Origin of the sequence: Terrisporobacter petrolearius (genome assembly GCF_020748185.1) — a bacterium.
Lineage (GTDB): Bacteria > Bacillota > Clostridia > Peptostreptococcales > Peptostreptococcaceae > Terrisporobacter > Terrisporobacter petrolearius.
On sequence record NZ_JAHZMO010000010.1, the window covers coordinates 66,994 to 83,389 of the forward strand.

23 protein-coding genes are annotated in these 16,396 nt (G+C 30.7%); all 23 read right to left on the reverse strand.

The genetic code is table 11. The annotated features are described in order from the left end of the window. Positions 1 to 98: 98 nt before the first annotated feature. Positions 99 to 464: a type II toxin-antitoxin system PemK/MazF family toxin gene (locus tag K0040_RS08190; protein WP_074919675.1), complete on the reverse strand. Its 366-nt coding sequence runs from the start codon at positions 462 to 464 to the stop codon at positions 99 to 101. Then, positions 457 to 738 (reverse strand): antitoxin, encoded by a 282-nt coding sequence (locus K0040_RS08195; RefSeq protein ID WP_228108426.1) that lies wholly within the window; start codon positions 736 to 738, stop codon positions 457 to 459. The genes K0040_RS08190 and K0040_RS08195 overlap by 8 nt, the downstream gene beginning before the upstream one ends. 322 nt (positions 739 to 1,060) lie before the next feature. Beyond that, positions 1,061 to 1,654 (reverse strand): germination lipoprotein GerS, encoded by a 594-nt coding sequence (gene gerS, locus K0040_RS08200; protein WP_228108427.1) that lies wholly within the window; start codon positions 1,652 to 1,654, stop codon positions 1,061 to 1,063. Positions 1,655 to 1,708: 54 nt separating this feature from the next. Continuing rightward, the gene (locus K0040_RS08205) at positions 1,709 to 1,975 is read right to left on the reverse strand and encodes a holo-ACP synthase (RefSeq protein WP_265588834.1); all 267 of its coding nucleotides are present in this window, start codon (positions 1,973 to 1,975) and stop codon (positions 1,709 to 1,711) included. A gap of 278 nt (positions 1,976 to 2,253) precedes the next feature. After that, positions 2,254 to 2,517, reverse strand: coding sequence for a F0F1 ATP synthase subunit epsilon (locus K0040_RS08210; protein WP_083399426.1), 264 nt, complete (start codon positions 2,515 to 2,517; stop codon positions 2,254 to 2,256). A gap of 3 nt (positions 2,518 to 2,520) precedes the next feature. Then, a complete protein-coding gene (gene atpD / locus K0040_RS08215; RefSeq protein WP_074919677.1) occupies positions 2,521 to 3,915 on the reverse strand; it encodes a F0F1 ATP synthase subunit beta in 1,395 nt (464 codons plus the stop codon). Positions 3,916 to 3,927: 12 nt separating this feature from the next. Continuing rightward, positions 3,928 to 4,797, reverse strand: coding sequence for an ATP synthase F1 subunit gamma (atpG, locus tag K0040_RS08220; RefSeq protein ID WP_228108428.1), 870 nt, complete (start codon positions 4,795 to 4,797; stop codon positions 3,928 to 3,930). A gap of 27 nt (positions 4,798 to 4,824) precedes the next feature. Further along, positions 4,825 to 6,327 carry a F0F1 ATP synthase subunit alpha gene (gene atpA / locus K0040_RS08225; RefSeq protein ID WP_074919679.1) on the reverse strand — a complete coding sequence of 501 codons (1,503 nt, stop codon included), beginning with the start codon at positions 6,325 to 6,327 and terminating at the stop codon, positions 4,825 to 4,827. A 15-nt stretch (positions 6,328 to 6,342) separates the two neighbouring features. After that, entirely contained in the window at positions 6,343 to 6,885 is a 543-nt protein-coding gene (locus K0040_RS08230; protein WP_228108429.1) for a F0F1 ATP synthase subunit delta, read from the reverse strand. Continuing rightward, complete coding sequence (gene atpF, locus K0040_RS08235) at positions 6,882 to 7,382, reverse strand: F0F1 ATP synthase subunit B (protein WP_228108430.1); 501 nt, start codon at positions 7,380 to 7,382, stop codon at positions 6,882 to 6,884. The genes K0040_RS08230 and atpF overlap by 4 nt, the downstream gene beginning before the upstream one ends. A 97-nt stretch (positions 7,383 to 7,479) precedes the next feature. Further along, positions 7,480 to 7,740 (reverse strand): ATP synthase F0 subunit C, encoded by a 261-nt coding sequence (atpE, locus tag K0040_RS08240; RefSeq protein WP_074919682.1) that lies wholly within the window; start codon positions 7,738 to 7,740, stop codon positions 7,480 to 7,482. Positions 7,741 to 7,817: 77 nt separating this feature from the next. Further along, the gene (atpB, locus tag K0040_RS08245) at positions 7,818 to 8,522 is read right to left on the reverse strand and encodes a F0F1 ATP synthase subunit A (RefSeq protein ID WP_228108431.1); all 705 of its coding nucleotides are present in this window, start codon (positions 8,520 to 8,522) and stop codon (positions 7,818 to 7,820) included. 4 nt (positions 8,523 to 8,526) lie between these two features. Next, the gene (locus tag K0040_RS08250) at positions 8,527 to 8,916 is read right to left on the reverse strand and encodes an ATP synthase subunit I (RefSeq protein ID WP_228108432.1); all 390 of its coding nucleotides are present in this window, start codon (positions 8,914 to 8,916) and stop codon (positions 8,527 to 8,529) included. Positions 8,917 to 8,922: 6 nt separating this feature from the next. Continuing rightward, entirely contained in the window at positions 8,923 to 9,153 is a 231-nt protein-coding gene (locus K0040_RS08255; protein WP_228108433.1) for an AtpZ/AtpI family protein, read from the reverse strand. An 86-nt stretch (positions 9,154 to 9,239) separates the two neighbouring features. Continuing rightward, positions 9,240 to 9,869: a uracil phosphoribosyltransferase gene (gene upp, locus K0040_RS08260; RefSeq protein ID WP_074919685.1), complete on the reverse strand. Its 630-nt coding sequence runs from the start codon at positions 9,867 to 9,869 to the stop codon at positions 9,240 to 9,242. A 14-nt stretch (positions 9,870 to 9,883) separates the two neighbouring features. Then, positions 9,884 to 10,336 carry a ribose 5-phosphate isomerase B gene (gene rpiB, locus K0040_RS08265; protein ID WP_228108434.1) on the reverse strand — a complete coding sequence of 151 codons (453 nt, stop codon included), beginning with the start codon at positions 10,334 to 10,336 and terminating at the stop codon, positions 9,884 to 9,886. A 299-nt stretch (positions 10,337 to 10,635) separates the two neighbouring features. Next, positions 10,636 to 11,673: an L-threonylcarbamoyladenylate synthase gene (locus tag K0040_RS08270; RefSeq protein ID WP_228108435.1), complete on the reverse strand. Its 1,038-nt coding sequence runs from the start codon at positions 11,671 to 11,673 to the stop codon at positions 10,636 to 10,638. A gap of 29 nt (positions 11,674 to 11,702) precedes the next feature. Next, positions 11,703 to 12,383: a ZIP family metal transporter gene (locus K0040_RS08275; protein ID WP_228108436.1), complete on the reverse strand. Its 681-nt coding sequence runs from the start codon at positions 12,381 to 12,383 to the stop codon at positions 11,703 to 11,705. 95 nt (positions 12,384 to 12,478) lie between these two features. Continuing rightward, entirely contained in the window at positions 12,479 to 13,543 is a 1,065-nt protein-coding gene (prfA, locus tag K0040_RS08280) for a peptide chain release factor 1 (protein ID WP_228108437.1), read from the reverse strand. A gap of 44 nt (positions 13,544 to 13,587) precedes the next feature. Then, positions 13,588 to 14,433 (reverse strand): peptide chain release factor N(5)-glutamine methyltransferase, encoded by an 846-nt coding sequence (gene prmC / locus K0040_RS08285; protein ID WP_228108438.1) that lies wholly within the window; start codon positions 14,431 to 14,433, stop codon positions 13,588 to 13,590. A gap of 20 nt (positions 14,434 to 14,453) precedes the next feature. Then, a complete protein-coding gene (locus K0040_RS08290; protein WP_228108439.1) occupies positions 14,454 to 15,350 on the reverse strand; it encodes a DUF1385 domain-containing protein in 897 nt (298 codons plus the stop codon). A gap of 97 nt (positions 15,351 to 15,447) precedes the next feature. After that, positions 15,448 to 16,020 carry a thymidine kinase gene (locus K0040_RS08295; RefSeq protein WP_228108440.1) on the reverse strand — a complete coding sequence of 191 codons (573 nt, stop codon included), beginning with the start codon at positions 16,018 to 16,020 and terminating at the stop codon, positions 15,448 to 15,450. A gap of 122 nt (positions 16,021 to 16,142) precedes the next feature. Beyond that, positions 16,143 to 16,343, reverse strand: a complete 201-nt coding sequence (gene rpmE / locus K0040_RS08300) for a 50S ribosomal protein L31 (protein ID WP_228108441.1) — start codon at positions 16,341 to 16,343, stop codon at positions 16,143 to 16,145. Positions 16,344 to 16,396 lie beyond the last annotated feature (53 nt).

The following is a 16,396-nucleotide window of genomic DNA, read 5'->3' on the forward strand; positions in this document are numbered from 1 at the left end:
TTTAAATCTCATTATATTATAACATCTTTATGGTGTTTTTTTGTGTTTTTTGTATATAAAACAAAAAAATTATTGATATGCTACTATATCAATAATTTTTATATGCTAAATAAATCTAAACTTATTTGCAGTCCATTATTTACTTTTAGCATCGTTTTATTATCTAGATAACCTATTTTTTCTCTCAGCCGTTTTTTGTCTATGGTTCTAATTTGCTCTAAGAGAATTACAGAATCTTTATTAAGTCCATATTCACTGGAACTTATTTCTATATGAGTAGGCAATTTTGCTTTATTAATCTGGGATGTTATAGCAGCAATTATAACCGTTGGGCTATACTTATTTCCTATATTATTTTGGATTATTAAAACAGGTCTAACGCCTCCCTGCTCCGAGCCAATAACTGGACTTAAATCTGCATAAAATAAATCTCCTCGCTTAATATCTAAGCCAAGATTATTCAACTTTAGCTATATCTCCTTCAGAATCATCATCCAAAGATATATCATCTGTCATACCAAGCTCCGCTAATGATAAGTTGATTTTAGCCATTTCTTTATAACCCTTTATCATACTTTCTTTTAAGTTGATTTTCTTTTTTTGGGTTATATAAAACTGAAAAGCAGCCTTTGCAAAATCTTCCCTATTACTATTTTCCATCTGAACTATTTGATCTACTTCAGATAAAATATAATCGGGTAAAGTAAACATAATTTTTTCTTTATTTTTATTGCTCACAAAATCGCCTCCCAGAGAACAATATCTCTTATATTCTATCAGATTCCTAACTAATTGTAAAATTGCATTTGTTTCCATATAAGTACGTTCATTTATCGTGTATTTAGTAAACAAAGTTAAATTTATTTTTATACACCTCACGTTAAATATTATAACCTACACAACTTTTTTTATGTCTTAAATCATAGTTTTTGGAGCAAAAATTTACTATACAACTTATTCATTAATAATAGCTTCGTTATGACTTTTAATATCTTTTTTATTTTGGTAAAACAAATTATTATGTCATCTAGATTTCTCTTAAGTTGTTTATACTACTTTTTTACTTTTCATACTTAAAATCTTCATATGTTACTATAAATATAGGTTTATCTTCATTATCTAGTATTTCCATTTTATTTGGATTTTTAGTCTTATTATCTACATATAAAATTTGTTTTTTAAAATATTCATTATCCCCTGGTATTTCTGTTTGTATTTTTAATTCACTCTCTGTAACTTCTAAAATTATTGACTCATTTTGCATATAGTTTTTTATAAAATCTCCAATAAATAAATAGTGACTATCATTATTCATATTAGGAAGCTCTATTGTATCATTAATACTAGGGTTTTTAACTAGAACTTTTTCTCCCTTATATTCAATAGTCTTTCCTTGTAAATTCTTCGGTGACTTGACTTCTAACTTATAATAATCCGGCTTTTTATATGTGTGTTTGAAAACATAGGTAGTATTATCCTTATTTCCTATAGCTTCTACTTTTGCATTACAAGTATATGATTCAATTTTTGAAATTTGATTTTGAAAATCCTCATATATTTCTTCTTTTGTATATTCTTTTCTTCCACACCCAACACTATATAGAGTAATTATTGAAACAATTATTATTAGTAATGAATAACACTTATTTTTCACGAAGTACCTCCTAATATATTTTTATTCATTGGTATATTTAAATATATCTTATTTTTACGTTGTAATTGTTATAGCATTTGCAACAACATAGTTCTCACTATGGGATATGCTTACCTTTATTTCTAAAACACTATATTGTATGCAAATTTGTTTTAAATTATTATAAGTATTTACTATAGCCTTCCCTAAATTATTTCTCAGTATTTCTATATCTTTAAAATTATAACCCCTCATGCCCAATCCTAAAGATTTACTAATAGCTTCTTTTGCTACAAAGTTTCCTCCTATGGTTTGAGAATTATTTCCCTTCTCCTCAAACATTTCTAATTCTGTTTCTGTGAATATTTTTTTAGAAAATCACCTCTTTTATTTAATGCATTTTTAATTGTCTTTACTTCTATAATATCTGTCCCTATATCTAAAATATTCATTATTTTCTCCCATAAATCATCTCTAATATAATTATCTTACCTTATTATAAGCAATTCTATTACTGTTAATAATATTTTTATTTCTATGCACTAAATATTAGTTTTAGACAAAGTAAAAAGACTAGGATAATTCCTAGTCTTTTTAAGTAATATTATAAGTCAACAGACTTAATCGTTCCATTTAGCAGTTTCAGTTAGTATAGTAGTTTTTTCTTTACTAACAGTCATGAAACCACCAGATATTTGGCCAGATTTAAACTTGCCATCTTTTTTTATTCTTAATTCTCCATCAACTAAACCAACAACGAAAGGTATATGATCTTTTAATATGGCCCTATCACCTTGTGTTGTTCTAGTTATAACCATTTCCACCTCACCTTGGTAAAAAACTTCACTTGGAGTAACTATTTCTAATGCAAATATATTTGCCATGACCTATCTACTCTCCTTTGCTTTCGCAACAGCTTCATCTATTGATCCAACAAATAAGAATGCTGATTCTGGTAAGTCGTCATGTTTTCCTTCAAGTATTTCTTTGAAACCTCTTACAGTTTCTTTAACTGGTACATATTTACCTGGGAATCCTGTAAATTGTTCTGCAACTGTGAAAGATTGAGAAAGGAATCTTTGTATCTTTCTTGCACGAGCAACTATTATTTTATCCTCATCAGATAATTCATCCATACCAAGTATAGCTATTATATCTTGTAATTCTTTGTATCTTTGAAGTATAGATTGCACTCTTCTAGCTACTTCATAGTGTTCTTCACCAACTATTTTAGGATCTAGTACTCTTGAAGTTGATTCAAGTGGATCAACTGCAGGGTATATTCCTAGAGATGCTATAGATCTAGATAAAACTGTTTTTGCATCTAAGTGAGCGAATGTTGTTGCTGGCGCTGGGTCAGTTAAGTCATCCGCAGGTACGTAAACAGCTTGAACAGATGTTATAGATCCTTTCTTAGTTGATGTTATTCTTTCTTGTAAGTTACCCATTTCTGTAGCAAGCGTTGGTTGGTATCCAACTGCTGAAGGCATACGTCCAAGTAGGGCAGAAACTTCAGAACCTGCTTGTGTGAAACGGAATATATTATCTACGAATAAAAGAACGTCTTGGTTTTGTTCATCTCTGAAATACTCAGCCATAGTAAGTCCAGATAAGGCAACCCTCATTCTAGCTCCTGGTGGCTCGTTCATTTGTCCGAATACTAGAGCTGTTTTATTTATAACTCCAGAATCCTTCATTTCATGGTAAAGGTCATTACCTTCTCTTGTTCTTTCTCCAACACCTGCGAATACTGATATACCACCGTGTTGTTTAGCTATATTATTTATAAGTTCTTGTATAAGAACTGTTTTTCCAACTCCTGCACCACCGAATAAACCTATTTTACCACCTTTTAAGTATGGTACTAATAAGTCAACTACTTTTATACCTGTTTCAAGTATTTCAGCAGTACTTGCTATATCATTATACTCTGGAGCCGATCTATGTATAGGTAACTCCGGTGCATCTTTAGGTGCTGGTTCATCGTCAACTGGTTCTCCAAGAACGTTGAATATTCTTCCTAATGTAGCATCTCCAACAGGAACACTTATTGGTCTTCCTGTGTCTATTGCTTCCATTCCTCTAACTAGTCCATCTGTAGCACTCATTGATATACACCTAACTGTATCATCACCTATATGTTGTGCAACTTCAGCAACTATTTCTTGATCTCCTAACTTTATAACTAATGCGTTTAATAAGTTAGGTAGGCTATTTTCATTATCAAACTTAACATCTAGTACAACACCTACGATTGATACTATTTTCCCTACGTTGGCCATTTCCTAACCTCCTTATTTTAGAGCCTCTACTCCGCCTACTATCTCTGTTATTTCTTGAGTTACAGCTGATTGTCTTGCTCTGTTGTAACTCAATTCTAAATTAGATAGCATATCGTCTGCATTATCCGTTGCTGAACTCATTGCAGTTCTTCTCGCAGCTTGTTCTGATGCGAAAGATTCTATAACTCCATCATAAACTATACCAGAAACATATTTAGGTATTATATGACCTAAAACAACCTCTGCCGATGGTAAATATTGAACTCTAGCTCCTTTTGCAGCTTGCTCTTTTGTTTCCTTATTTTCTTCTTTTTCAAATGCCAAAGGTAGCACTTTTAATAATTTTGGGTTTTGAGTTAAAGGAGATACAAATTCTGTATATACCATATATACTTCATCAATTTCACCTTTTTTATATAAATCCATAGCTTCCTCTGCAAAAGCTAATGTTTCATCATAGTCACATTTTTCAACACTTTCTGCTGACTTTAATATGTCATAACCTCTCTTTTGGAAAAATTCCGTAGCCTTTTTCCCTACAGTCATAACTTTTTCTTTTTTTCCATCCATATGACTAAGCGTTAATTTCATTATATTTGAGTTATATCCTCCTGCAAGTCCTCTATCTCCTGCAACAATAATATAACATCTATTTTTTACTTCTCTTTGTTTTAAGAATACATTTCTAACACCACGAGTACTTGTAGCTATATCCTTCACTGTATCGTACATTGTTCCAAAGTACGGTCTAGCTGCTAAAGCTCTATCTTTTGCTTTTCTCATTTTTGAAGAAGCAACAAGTTCCATAGCTTTAGTAACCTGCTTTGTACTATTAACACTGTTAATACGCGTTTTAATCTCTTTAATTCCAGCTCCTGCCAATTAATTTACCTCCTTTTGTAAAAAGGATTACGCTTCAACAACAAACTTTTTCTTAAATTCTACTATTGCGTTTGTTAAATCAGAAGAGAAATCTTCTGCTGCTAATATTTTTTTAGATACTTCTGGATAGTTTTCATCCACAAATCTGAATAATTCTTTTTCAAATCTTGCTACATTATTTACTGGTACATCTTCTAAGAAGTTATTTATAACAGCAAATATTATCATAACTTGGTCTTGAACTGCTATAGGGTCAGTTTCATTTTGTTTTAAAACAGCAACTATTCTTTCCCCTTGAGCAAGTCTCTTCTTAGTATCTTCATCTAAGTCTGATCCAAATTGAGAGAATGATGCAAGTTCTCTATATTGTGAGTAAGCAAGTTTTAATGTACCTGCAACTTTTTTCATTGATTTAATTTGAGCATCACCACCAACCCTTGATACTGATATACCAGGGTCAACTGCTGGTCTTATACCTGAATAGAATAATTCTGGTTGTAAGTATATTTGTCCATCAGTTATTGATATAACGTTAGTTGGTATATATGCAGAAACATCTCCTGCTTGAGTTTCTATGATTGGAAGTGCAGTCATAGATCCTCCGCCTAATTCATCAGATAACTTAGCAGCTCTTTCTAGCAATCTTGAATGTAGGTAGAATACATCTCCTGGATAAGCTTCACGTCCTGGTGGTCTTCTAAGTAGTAATGACATTTCTCTGTAAGCAACTGCTTGTTTACTTAAATCATCATATACTATTAGAACATGTTTACCATTGAACATGAACTCTTCACCCATTGCAGCTCCTGCATATGGTGCAAGGTATTGAAGTGGTGCAGATTCAGAAGCTGTAGCTGATACAACTATTGTGTAATCCATTGCTCCACCTTTTTCTAATGTACTAACAAGTTGTGCAACTGTAGAACGTTTTTGTCCTATTGCAACGTATATACATATAACATCTTTACCTTTTTGGTTTAATATAGTATCTATAACTATAGAAGTCTTACCAGTTTGTCTATCACCTATGATAAGCTCTCTTTGTCCTCTACCTATTGGTATCATAGAGTCTATAGCTTTTATACCAGTTTGTAATGGTTCACAAACTGATTGTCTTGCCATTATACCAGGTGCTTTACTTTCAACTGGTCTTGTTTTGTCAGTGTTTATAGGTCCTTTACCGTCTATAGGTAAACCAAGTGGACTTACAACTCTACCTATTAATGCGTCTCCAACAGGAACTTCAACTATTCTTCCTGTTCTTTTAACTATATCTCCTTCTTTGATTCCACTGTCATCACCAAATATAACAGCCCCAACAACATCTTCCTCTAAGTTAAGGGCCATTCCATATATCTCTCCAGGGAATTCTAAAAGTTCACTAGACATTACGTTTTCTAGTCCGTATATAGTTGCGATACCGTCACCTACTTTTAGTACGCTACCAGTATCAGTCATTTCTATTTTGTTATCATAATTCTTAATTTGTTGTTTAATTATAGAACTTATTTCTTCAGGTCTTAAGTTCATGGGTTCACCGCCCTCCTAAGAAATTACTTGAGAAAGTTGGTCTTTTATATTATCTAAACGAGTTTTTACAGATCCGTCAATTTGAGTATTTCCTAATCTTACTAAAACCCCACCTAATATACTTTGGTCAACTTTATTCTCTAAAGTAACATTTTTATTATATTTTTTTGAAAGCTTTTCTTCAAGTTCTTTAACTTTTTTATCAGTTAAAGGAATGGCACTTATTACAGTACCTTCAATTATATTATTTTTATCATTTAGTAATTGCTTAAATGTTAATTCTATTGATTTTAAAGAAGATATTCTTCCCTTCTCAACTAGTATCTTTAAGAAATTTTTTAAGTTATTATTTATTTTATTATTAAATAATGATTCAATTAATTTAACCTTTTCGATTTTAGCCACTAAAGGCGATCTTAAAACATTATCTAAATCCTTATTGTTTTTTACTGTCTCTACTACATTGTGTAATTCATTATAAATTTCTTTAGTGATATTTTCATCTTCACTTAGTTGGAATAGGGCTTCTGCATATCTGTTAGCTATTATATCTATCATTTAGCTTCGCCCACCTCTTCGATAAATTTGTTTATCATTTCCTCATGTTTATCTTGGTCAATATCTTTTTCAATTACCTTAGAAGCAGCAAGTATAGCTATGTTAGAAATATCATTTTTAAGTTCATTCATAACTTTTTCTTTTTCTTGTACTATATCTTTATTAGCTCTTTCTTTTAAGCTAGTTGCTTCTTCTTTTGCAGTAGATATTATTTCATCAGACTTTTGCTCAGCTCTAAAAGTTGCTTGCTTAATGATTTCTTGACCTTCATCTTTAGCAACTGCAAGTTTTTGTTCATATTCAGCTTTAAAAGCTAAACCTTCACTTTTCGCTTGCTCACCTGTAGCTATATCTGTTTTTATTGCCTTTTCTCTAGCATCTATTATATTCAAAACTGGTTTGAATAAAATTTTTCTTAGTATCCAAAATAAAACAATTGTATTTATTATCTGAATAGCTAATTCCCAAGTTATGGTTACTACTGGTTTAACACCCATCTACTAATCCTCCTTTCCATCATCCATAATTTATAGTTAGGAGAGTAATTTATAATTTCTCCTAACTATAAAATCTTATTACAAATCATCTTCAATTCTATATCCATGGATTAGCGAATATTAAGATTATAGATATAACAAGACCATATATACCTGTAGACTCTGCAACTGCAGCACCTAATAGCATTGTAGAGATTATATCTCCTTTAGCTTCTGGTTGATTACCAACAGCTTCTGCACCTTTACCAGCTGCATATCCTTGACCTATCCCTGCACCTATACCAGATATAACTGCTATACCTGCACCTATTGCAGAACCTGCTATAGCGATTCCTTGTTGTAAAGTAGTAATTTCCATAATTTTAATCCTCCTCGAATTTTAACTTTTATTTTTTATTATTATTCTAATATGCCAATATTTAATTTGCATATATTTTACTCTGTTGAGTTTGAAACAAATACCATTGTAAGCATTATGAATATAAATGCTTGTAAACATCCTGCAAATAAATCAAAGTAGAAATGTAATGGTACTGGTATTAATAATTGTAAGAATGGAATTGAAACATTTGGTATCAATGATGATATAAATGCTAGTAATTGATAAAGTAATCCCATAATTACTGTTCCTCCTAAAATATTACCAAATGGACGGAATGTAAGCGATATTGGTCTAGCAAATTCACCTACTATGTTAAGTGGTAATAATAACGGAACTGGTTCTAATAAACCTTTAAAGTATCCTGGTCCTTTAGCTTTAACCCCTTCGTAATAAATTAAGAAGCAAGTAATTAAAGCCCAGGCTAAAGTTGTGTCTACATCAGTAGTTGGCGACTTAAAACCTAATAAACCAATCAAGTTGGAACATACGAAGAAAAGAAATAAAGATCCAATATAAGGGAATATATTAGGCATTCTTTTTTCTATATCATCACCCATGTTACTATGAATAAGGCCTCTAAGTGATCCAACGGCATACTCTAACATAATTTGTCTTTTTGTGGTTGGTACTGGTTGCAGATTTCTTGTTAATAAAAATGCTATTATTATTAACGCTACCATTATAATCCAACTAGTTACAACAGTTTCACTAATTTTAAAACCATTTGCAAATTCAATGACCCATTGTGTATACTTCACTTATTTATACCTCCTTTCTCGATATTCTTGATATTATAAGTTTTTTTATAAATATAACAATCTGAGTACTTATTAATCCTAAGACTGTACCTATAACATGTATATTTGGATTTTTTACTGAAACAAATAAAACTACTGCTACAATAAACATCCTTATCAAATATCTAATTCCGGAATAAGCTTGGGCTTTTCCTGGTGGCATGTCTGCTGCCTTTTCAAGGGTAATTGCTAATAACCTAAAATTAAGTATAGCAATTATACTACCAAAAGCAACTCCCAATATTACGTGGATTGGTTGTTTAGAAATAACTAAAGATATTATTCCTATTATAATGGCATATATACATATACCCTTTGTTATTTCTTTAACTTCTTTTTGTACCTTTATATCCATATTCTATCACTTCCTTTTTGTGTATCCAATTACAGTTTTATATACAGACATAAAAGCTCCTCCTACCCCCAATACTAAAAATATTAGCATGAAAATAGGTTCTGTATTTAATTTATCATCGATAAATTTGCCTATAAAAAAACATCCAAATATGGAAACAACCATCATAATGCCTAGCTGACTTATTAAAGAAAGCATTTGTGCTATTTGTGCACCTGTACTTTTTTTATTACTCATATAAAACTATGCTCCTCTATACTAAGAATATAGTTATTTTATCTATAATAAGGAATCTATTTAATCAATAGATTCCTTAAGATATACTATTTAGTACCAAATAATCTATCTCCAGCATCTCCTAATCCTGGAACTATGTATCCGTGATCATTTAATTTTTCATCTATAGCTGCCACATATATATCTACATCACTGTGATATTTTTGCACTTCAGCTATACCTTCTGGGGCTGCAACTAAGTTAACTAACTTTATGCTTTTCGCTCCTCTTGCTTTTAAAACATCTATAGCTGCCACTGCTGAACCACCTGTTGCAAGCATTGGATCAACTACTATCATTTCTCTTTCATCTATATCTTGTGGAAATTTAGAGTAATATTCAACTGGCTTTAGTGTTTCAGGATCTCTATAAAGACCTAAGTGACCAACTTTAGCTGCTGGTATTAAACTTATAAATCCATCAACCATTCCAAGCCCTGCTCTTAATATAGGTACTATTCCTAATTTTTTACCTGATATCATTTTTTGAGTACTTTTTACAACAGGTGTTTCTATTTCTACATCAACTAATTGTAAATCTCTAGTAACTTCATAACCCATTAACATTGTTATCTCTGTTAATAATTCTCTAAAGTCTTTAGACCCAGTTTCTTTATCTCTCATTATTGTTAATTTGTGTTGTATTAACGGATGATCCGTAACTATAACTTTGCTCATTACTATTAAACCTCCTATTTATTATGCTTTTTTTCTATATCAACTATCATGTTAACTCTTTTTAAATGTCTATCTCCTTCAAATTCTGTATTAATCCAAGCTTCTACTATTTCTAATGCAAGGCCTCTTCCTAATACTCTTTCTCCAAGAGATAACATATTTGCATTGTTGTGTGCCTTAGACATTTTTGCTGAAAAAACGTCTGAAACAACAGCACATCTTATACCAGGAATTTTATTTGCTGCTAATGATATTCCTATTCCGGTTCCACAACATACAATTCCATAATCTACTTCTTTTGAAATAACTGCATTCGCAACTTTCTCTCCATATATCGGATAATCTACTGAATCTTGCGCATTATTTGTCCCAAAATCTACGTACTCTATTCCTTTCGATTCTAGAAAATCAATAATGTCTGATTTTAAATTAAATCCTCCGTGGTCACATCCCAAACCTATTCTCATAATTAGAACTCCTTTTTAGTATGTAAAGTAATTATCTTTTAAAACTTGTGATAATTATTTCAATCAAATAGCATTTTTTATGTTTGATTTTTTTTTAACTAGTTTATTTAATTATACATAATTTTTTATTAATACTCCATAGAAAAGCGCAACTTTTTTTAATATTTTATTAGTTTTTATTTAAATTTCATTCAGAATATTTCAAATTAACCATATTTTGTATTTTTTTCGTTTTAAAATATCATTGTTAATTTTATAATAATTGTTTTTTAACTTTTCTACTTCATATTTTTATTATTTTATACTTTTATTATTTTATACCCAGCAGATTTAAGTAGCCTATTCATTATAGCTCTACCAACTCCAAAATGAGAAAATTCCTCTGTATATACAATATCATATTCGTTCTCATCTGCAGTTATAAGAGCATCAAATAAATTTGATGCAACTTCCTCTAAATTTCGACCTAATACTATTGTATCACATTTATATTTATTATTATTTTCTTCCAAGCACATTACTGCACATTTTAATCCCCTTTTAGCCCCATCATAAGATAATTCATTTACTTTTTTCACAACATTATCTATATTACCTGATACAATATATACATCTGCGTTTGGCGAGTAATGCTTATATTTCATTCCAGGTGCTTTTGCTTTAATATTATCTTCTTTTTTTTCTAAAGCCGGATCAATATTTACCTGACCAATAGCTTTTTCTAGATCTTCTTTTGTAATACTACCTGGTCTTAATATAGTAGGAATATCATTTGTTAGGTCTAGTACTGTTGATTCTAGACCGAAAGTACAATCTCCCCCCAAAATAATTCCATCTACTCTATTGTTCATTTCTTCATGCACATGTTTCCCTCTTGTCGGTGATGGCCTTCCTGAAATATTAGCAGATGGAGCTGCAATTGGTAATTTAACTTCCTCTAAAAGAGCCTTTGCAATAGGGTTAGAAGGCATTCTAATTGCAACCGTGTCTAGACCACCACTAGTTCTCATTGGTACTATATCTTTTTTCTTCAATATAATAGTTATCGGACCTGGCCAAAATTTATTCATTATAATCTGTGCATTTTCATTAATATCTTTTGCTAGGTCATTCACTTGTTTTTTATCATATATATGTACTATTAATGGATTATCACTAGGTCGCCCTTTTGCCTCATAAATTTTACTTACAGCGTTTTCATCAAGAGCATTTGCTCCTAATCCATAAACTGTTTCTGTTGGAAATATTACTGTTTTTCCTTCTTTTAATATTTCCGCTTGTTTTTTTATTTCCTCTTTATTTATATGTTTCTCGTCAATTTCACTTATAAATGTCATTTTGTTTATCACTCCCTTCTTTAGTAAATCTATATACAATATACAATTATTGTACCTGTTAAAAAACCTATTATACTATATAGACTTTTAGATTTTGGCATTATTTCATCTAAAACTACAAATAACATTGTTCCTGCTGCCAAAGATAGAAATACACCGATTAAAGATTTAAAAACTCCTGCAAAATATACACCTAAAAAGCTACCTATTCCCATAGGTATGCCTGCTATGAATGTAAATAAAATTATTTTTTTTGTAGGAACTCTAGCACCGGCCAAACTTAGAGCCGTAGCCAGTCCTTCTGGTATATTATGTACTCCAATCACTATAGCAAGAGTTACCCCTAGAGTTTGTGCTGATACAAAAGATGAACCTATTGCCAATCCTTCTGGCAGATTATGTAATAGTATACTTATGAATATTAAATATCCCGACTTCATATCTTCAGCGAAATCTAGTCTACTCTTAATAAACATTGTTAGTAGTACACCCATAAATGTAAATACTACCGTATAAATTAAACCACTTAATTCCATTGCCTCTTTCATCAAATCAAAAACTACTACAGCTAACATAATTCCACCGGAAAATCCCATACAAAAATTAAGATACTTATCTACTTCTTTTCTAAATATTGCAGATACTATTCCACCAATTCCTGTACCCAATACTCCAGCCAATAGTCCTATCAATGTGACTTTTAGTATCATTCTATTTAACTCACCCCATATTTATATATTAATATATCACTATATTCAATTATATTTAAGTGGTTATAGAAAAAATCCCTAAAAATTTAGGGATTTTATATTGCTGTCATCTTTTTAGTTTGATCTTCCGTAATTAGCGCATCTATCATCTCGTCTAGATCACCATCTAAAAATTGTTCTAACTTATAAAGAGTTAAGTTTATTCTATGATCACTTACTCTACCTTGTGGATAATTGTAAGTTCTTATTCTCTCAGATCTATCACCAGTACCAACCTGACTTCTTCTCTCTGCAGCAACTTCGTCATGTTGATCTGATAAAGCTTTATCATAAAGTCTAGCTTTTAATACTTTTAAAGCTTTTTCTTTATTTTTCAATTGTGATTTTTCGTCTTGGCAAGACACAACTTCACCAGTAGGTAAATGAGTGATTCTTACAGCTGAGTCAGTTGTATTTACACATTGTCCACCATTTCCCGATGCACGGAATACGTCTATTCTTAAATCATTTGGGCTTATTTCTACTTCTACATCCTCCACTTCTGGTAAAACTGCAACTGTTGCAGTTGAAGTATGAATTCTTCCTCCAGATTCAGTAGCTGGTATTCTTTGAACTCTGTGAACTCCTGACTCATATTTAAGTCTTGAGTAAGCACCTTTACCTTTTATTAAGAAAGATACTTCTTTGTACCCTCCAACACCAGTATCACTGGCACTTAAAAGTTCCATTTTCCATCTTCTTCTTTCAGCATATCTAGAATACATTCTGAATAAATTCCCAGCAAATAGAGCTGCTTCATCTCCGCCTGCTCCACCTCTTATTTCAACTATAACGTTTTTATCATCATTAGGGTCTTTTGGTAATAAAAGAATTTTCAACTCTGCTTCTAATGGTTCAACTTGGCCTTCTAGTTCAGATATTTCCATTTTAGCTAACTCTCTTAGATCCTCATCAGATTCTTCTTCTAATATAGCTTTAGATTCACTAAGGTCATTTAATACATTTCTATATTCTCTGTATTTAAAAACGATAGGCTCTAAATCTGCATGTTCTTTCATATACTTTTGCCAAACCTTTTGGTCATTTATTATTTCCATATCACTGATTTTTTCAGTTAAATCTATATATTTATCTTCTAAAACCTGTAGTTTGTTTAACATACCGTTCACCTCTTTTTTCGTACAATTTCAAGCAATTCATTATATCATAAAACACTACCTATAACAACTCTGTCAATTTGTTGTAGGTCTTTTTTAGTATATATATTAGTATATCCATCTCTCTTCATTAACTTACTAACATCTTCGCTTTGATCATGACCTACTTCATAGGCTAAAATGCCTCCTTTTTTAAGGAAGTTTTTAGCTCCTTTTGTTATTGATCTATAAAAATCCAAGCCATCGATTCCACCCTCTAAAGCATTGTACGGCTCAAAATCTTTTACTTGTTTATCTAAAGTTTCAATAACTTCTCTTTTTATATATGGAGGATTGGATACTATTATATCAAATTTCATATCTTTATCTATATTTGTAAATAAATCTGATTTAATAAAAGTTATCCTATCATCTACATGGTTATTTATAGCATTCTTTTTTCCTATTTCTAAGGCTATATCTGATATGTCTATAGAAGTAACCTTTGCATTATCTAAATATTTAGCTAAGCTTACTGTAATAGCTCCCGATCCCGTCCCAATATCAAGAATATTTATAGTACCTTTGTTTTTACCTAGCTCAATAACTTCTTCTACTAATACTTCCGTATCAGGTCTTGGTATTAAAACACCTTCTTGAACATAAAAGTCTAATCCCATAAATTCACGATTTCTCACAATATAAGCAATAGGTCTATTGTTTAATCTTTCATTTATAAATTTACTAAATAGCTTTTCTTCATTTTCACTTAAAGATTTCTCTAAGTTTAAAAGTATATATAATCTATCTACACCAAGGACTTTTTGTAGTAATATTTCCACATCAAGTCTCGGTGTAGGACTTATTTCTTCAAGTTCTTTCGAATATCTTATAATTATTTCCTTAATAGTCATAAGTTTCTCCCTTATTTCTCTTAAATTACAGCCTTTAATGCTTTTATCGCAACCTCTAATTGTTCATCATTTGGTTCTTTTGTAGTAATATGTTGAAGCATCATTCCTGGGTATGCAACAATTTTACTCAATATATTATTATATTTCCCAAGAAATTTTATTATTTCATAAGATATGCCAGCAACTATAGGTATGCATAATATTCTCATCGCTATTCTAGCTAGAATATTGGGCCATCCAAAGAAAGAAAATAATATAATTGATGTTGCCATTACTATAAATAAAAAGTTTGTACCACATCTAGGATGTAGCGTTGTAAATTTTCTTGCATTTTCTACTGTTAATTCTAAACCACTTTCATAGCAATAAATAGCCTTATGTTCTGCTCCATGATACATAAATGTTCTTTTTATATCTTTATTTCTAGATATTAACAACATATATAGTATTAATATACATATTCTAAATAAACCTTCAATCAAATTAAGCACTATATTATTGTGTATAAATGATGAAAATAACCCGCCTATAGATGTTGGTATTAATACAAATAATCCAATAGAAAGAATCATTGCTAAAATAAGAGATACTGCCATAATTGCATCATTGGCTTTATCTTTAAATATTCTTTTTAGAAATCTATCTATTGCATCTTCCTCTGCCTCGTCTTCTCCTAAAAAAAATTCCGATGAATAGTTCAAGCTTTTCATACCTTGTATCATAGTTTCAAATAATATAAATGAACCTCTTAAAAAAGGTATCTTATCTATTTTTTTATCTTTTATCCAGCTTTGTATTATCTGTTTTTTTAATTCAATTTCTCCATTACTCTTTCTAACAGCAATTGCTCTGTAATTTTTAGACTGCATCATAACTCCTTCAATTACAGCTTGCCCTCCAACACTTTGCTTTTTCATGATAATACTCCTCATAATAATTTTTATAACTCTAAAACTATTATAATATAAAAATTCCCCTTAGAGTATTATATTATACTTTTAAGGGGTTAATAATTTATTTCACCACATGACACTTTCTGCATCTGGCTTCATAACTTTCTACAGCACCTACTTGAATAATAGGATCATCATATCTTGCTGGTTTTCCATCTATTAATCTTTGTGATCTTGTTGCCGGTTGACCACACACAGAGCAAATAGCTTGAATCTTATCTACAAATTCTGCAACTGCTAAAAGTCTTGGTGTAGGACCAAATGGCTCTCCTTTGAAATCCATATCTAAACCTGCTACAATAACCCTTACTCCCTTGTTAGCTAAGTCAACAGCAATATCTACTATTTCTTCATCAAAAAATTGCACTTCATCTATGCCAACAACTCGAACATCTTCATCTATTAAATCATAAATACTCAATGCTTTTTTTATTGGAATAGCTTCTATACTGTCCCCATTATGAGATACAACATCTTTCTTACTATATCTATCATCTATATGAGGTTTAAATACAATAATATTTTGTTTTGCAATTTTAGCTCTTTTTAATCTTCTTATTAATTCTTCGCTCTTTCCACTATACATAGGTCCAACTACTACTTCAATATAACCATGGTTTACTGGTCTATACATATTTTCGAACCTCCTAAGCTTTTATCTAATGTTATTATTGATAATATTCTAAAATTATGTATTTTTTAGTAATTAGGGAAATAAAATAGGGGTTGGATAACCAACCCCTTTTTTTACAATAATTAATCCATTTGGAATCTCTTTTTAAATTTGTCGATTCTTCCACCTTTTTCTATGTTCTTTTGCTTTCCAGTATAGAAAGGATGGCACTCTGAACATATTTCAACTCTTATTTCGTCCTTAGTTGAACCAGCCATGAAAGTATTTCCACATGCACAGTGTACTTCAACTGCATTGTATTTTGGTTGTATATCTTTTTGCATTCTTAGTCACCTCTTTTTCAATTATATTCTAAATTAATTATATTAATTTTAAG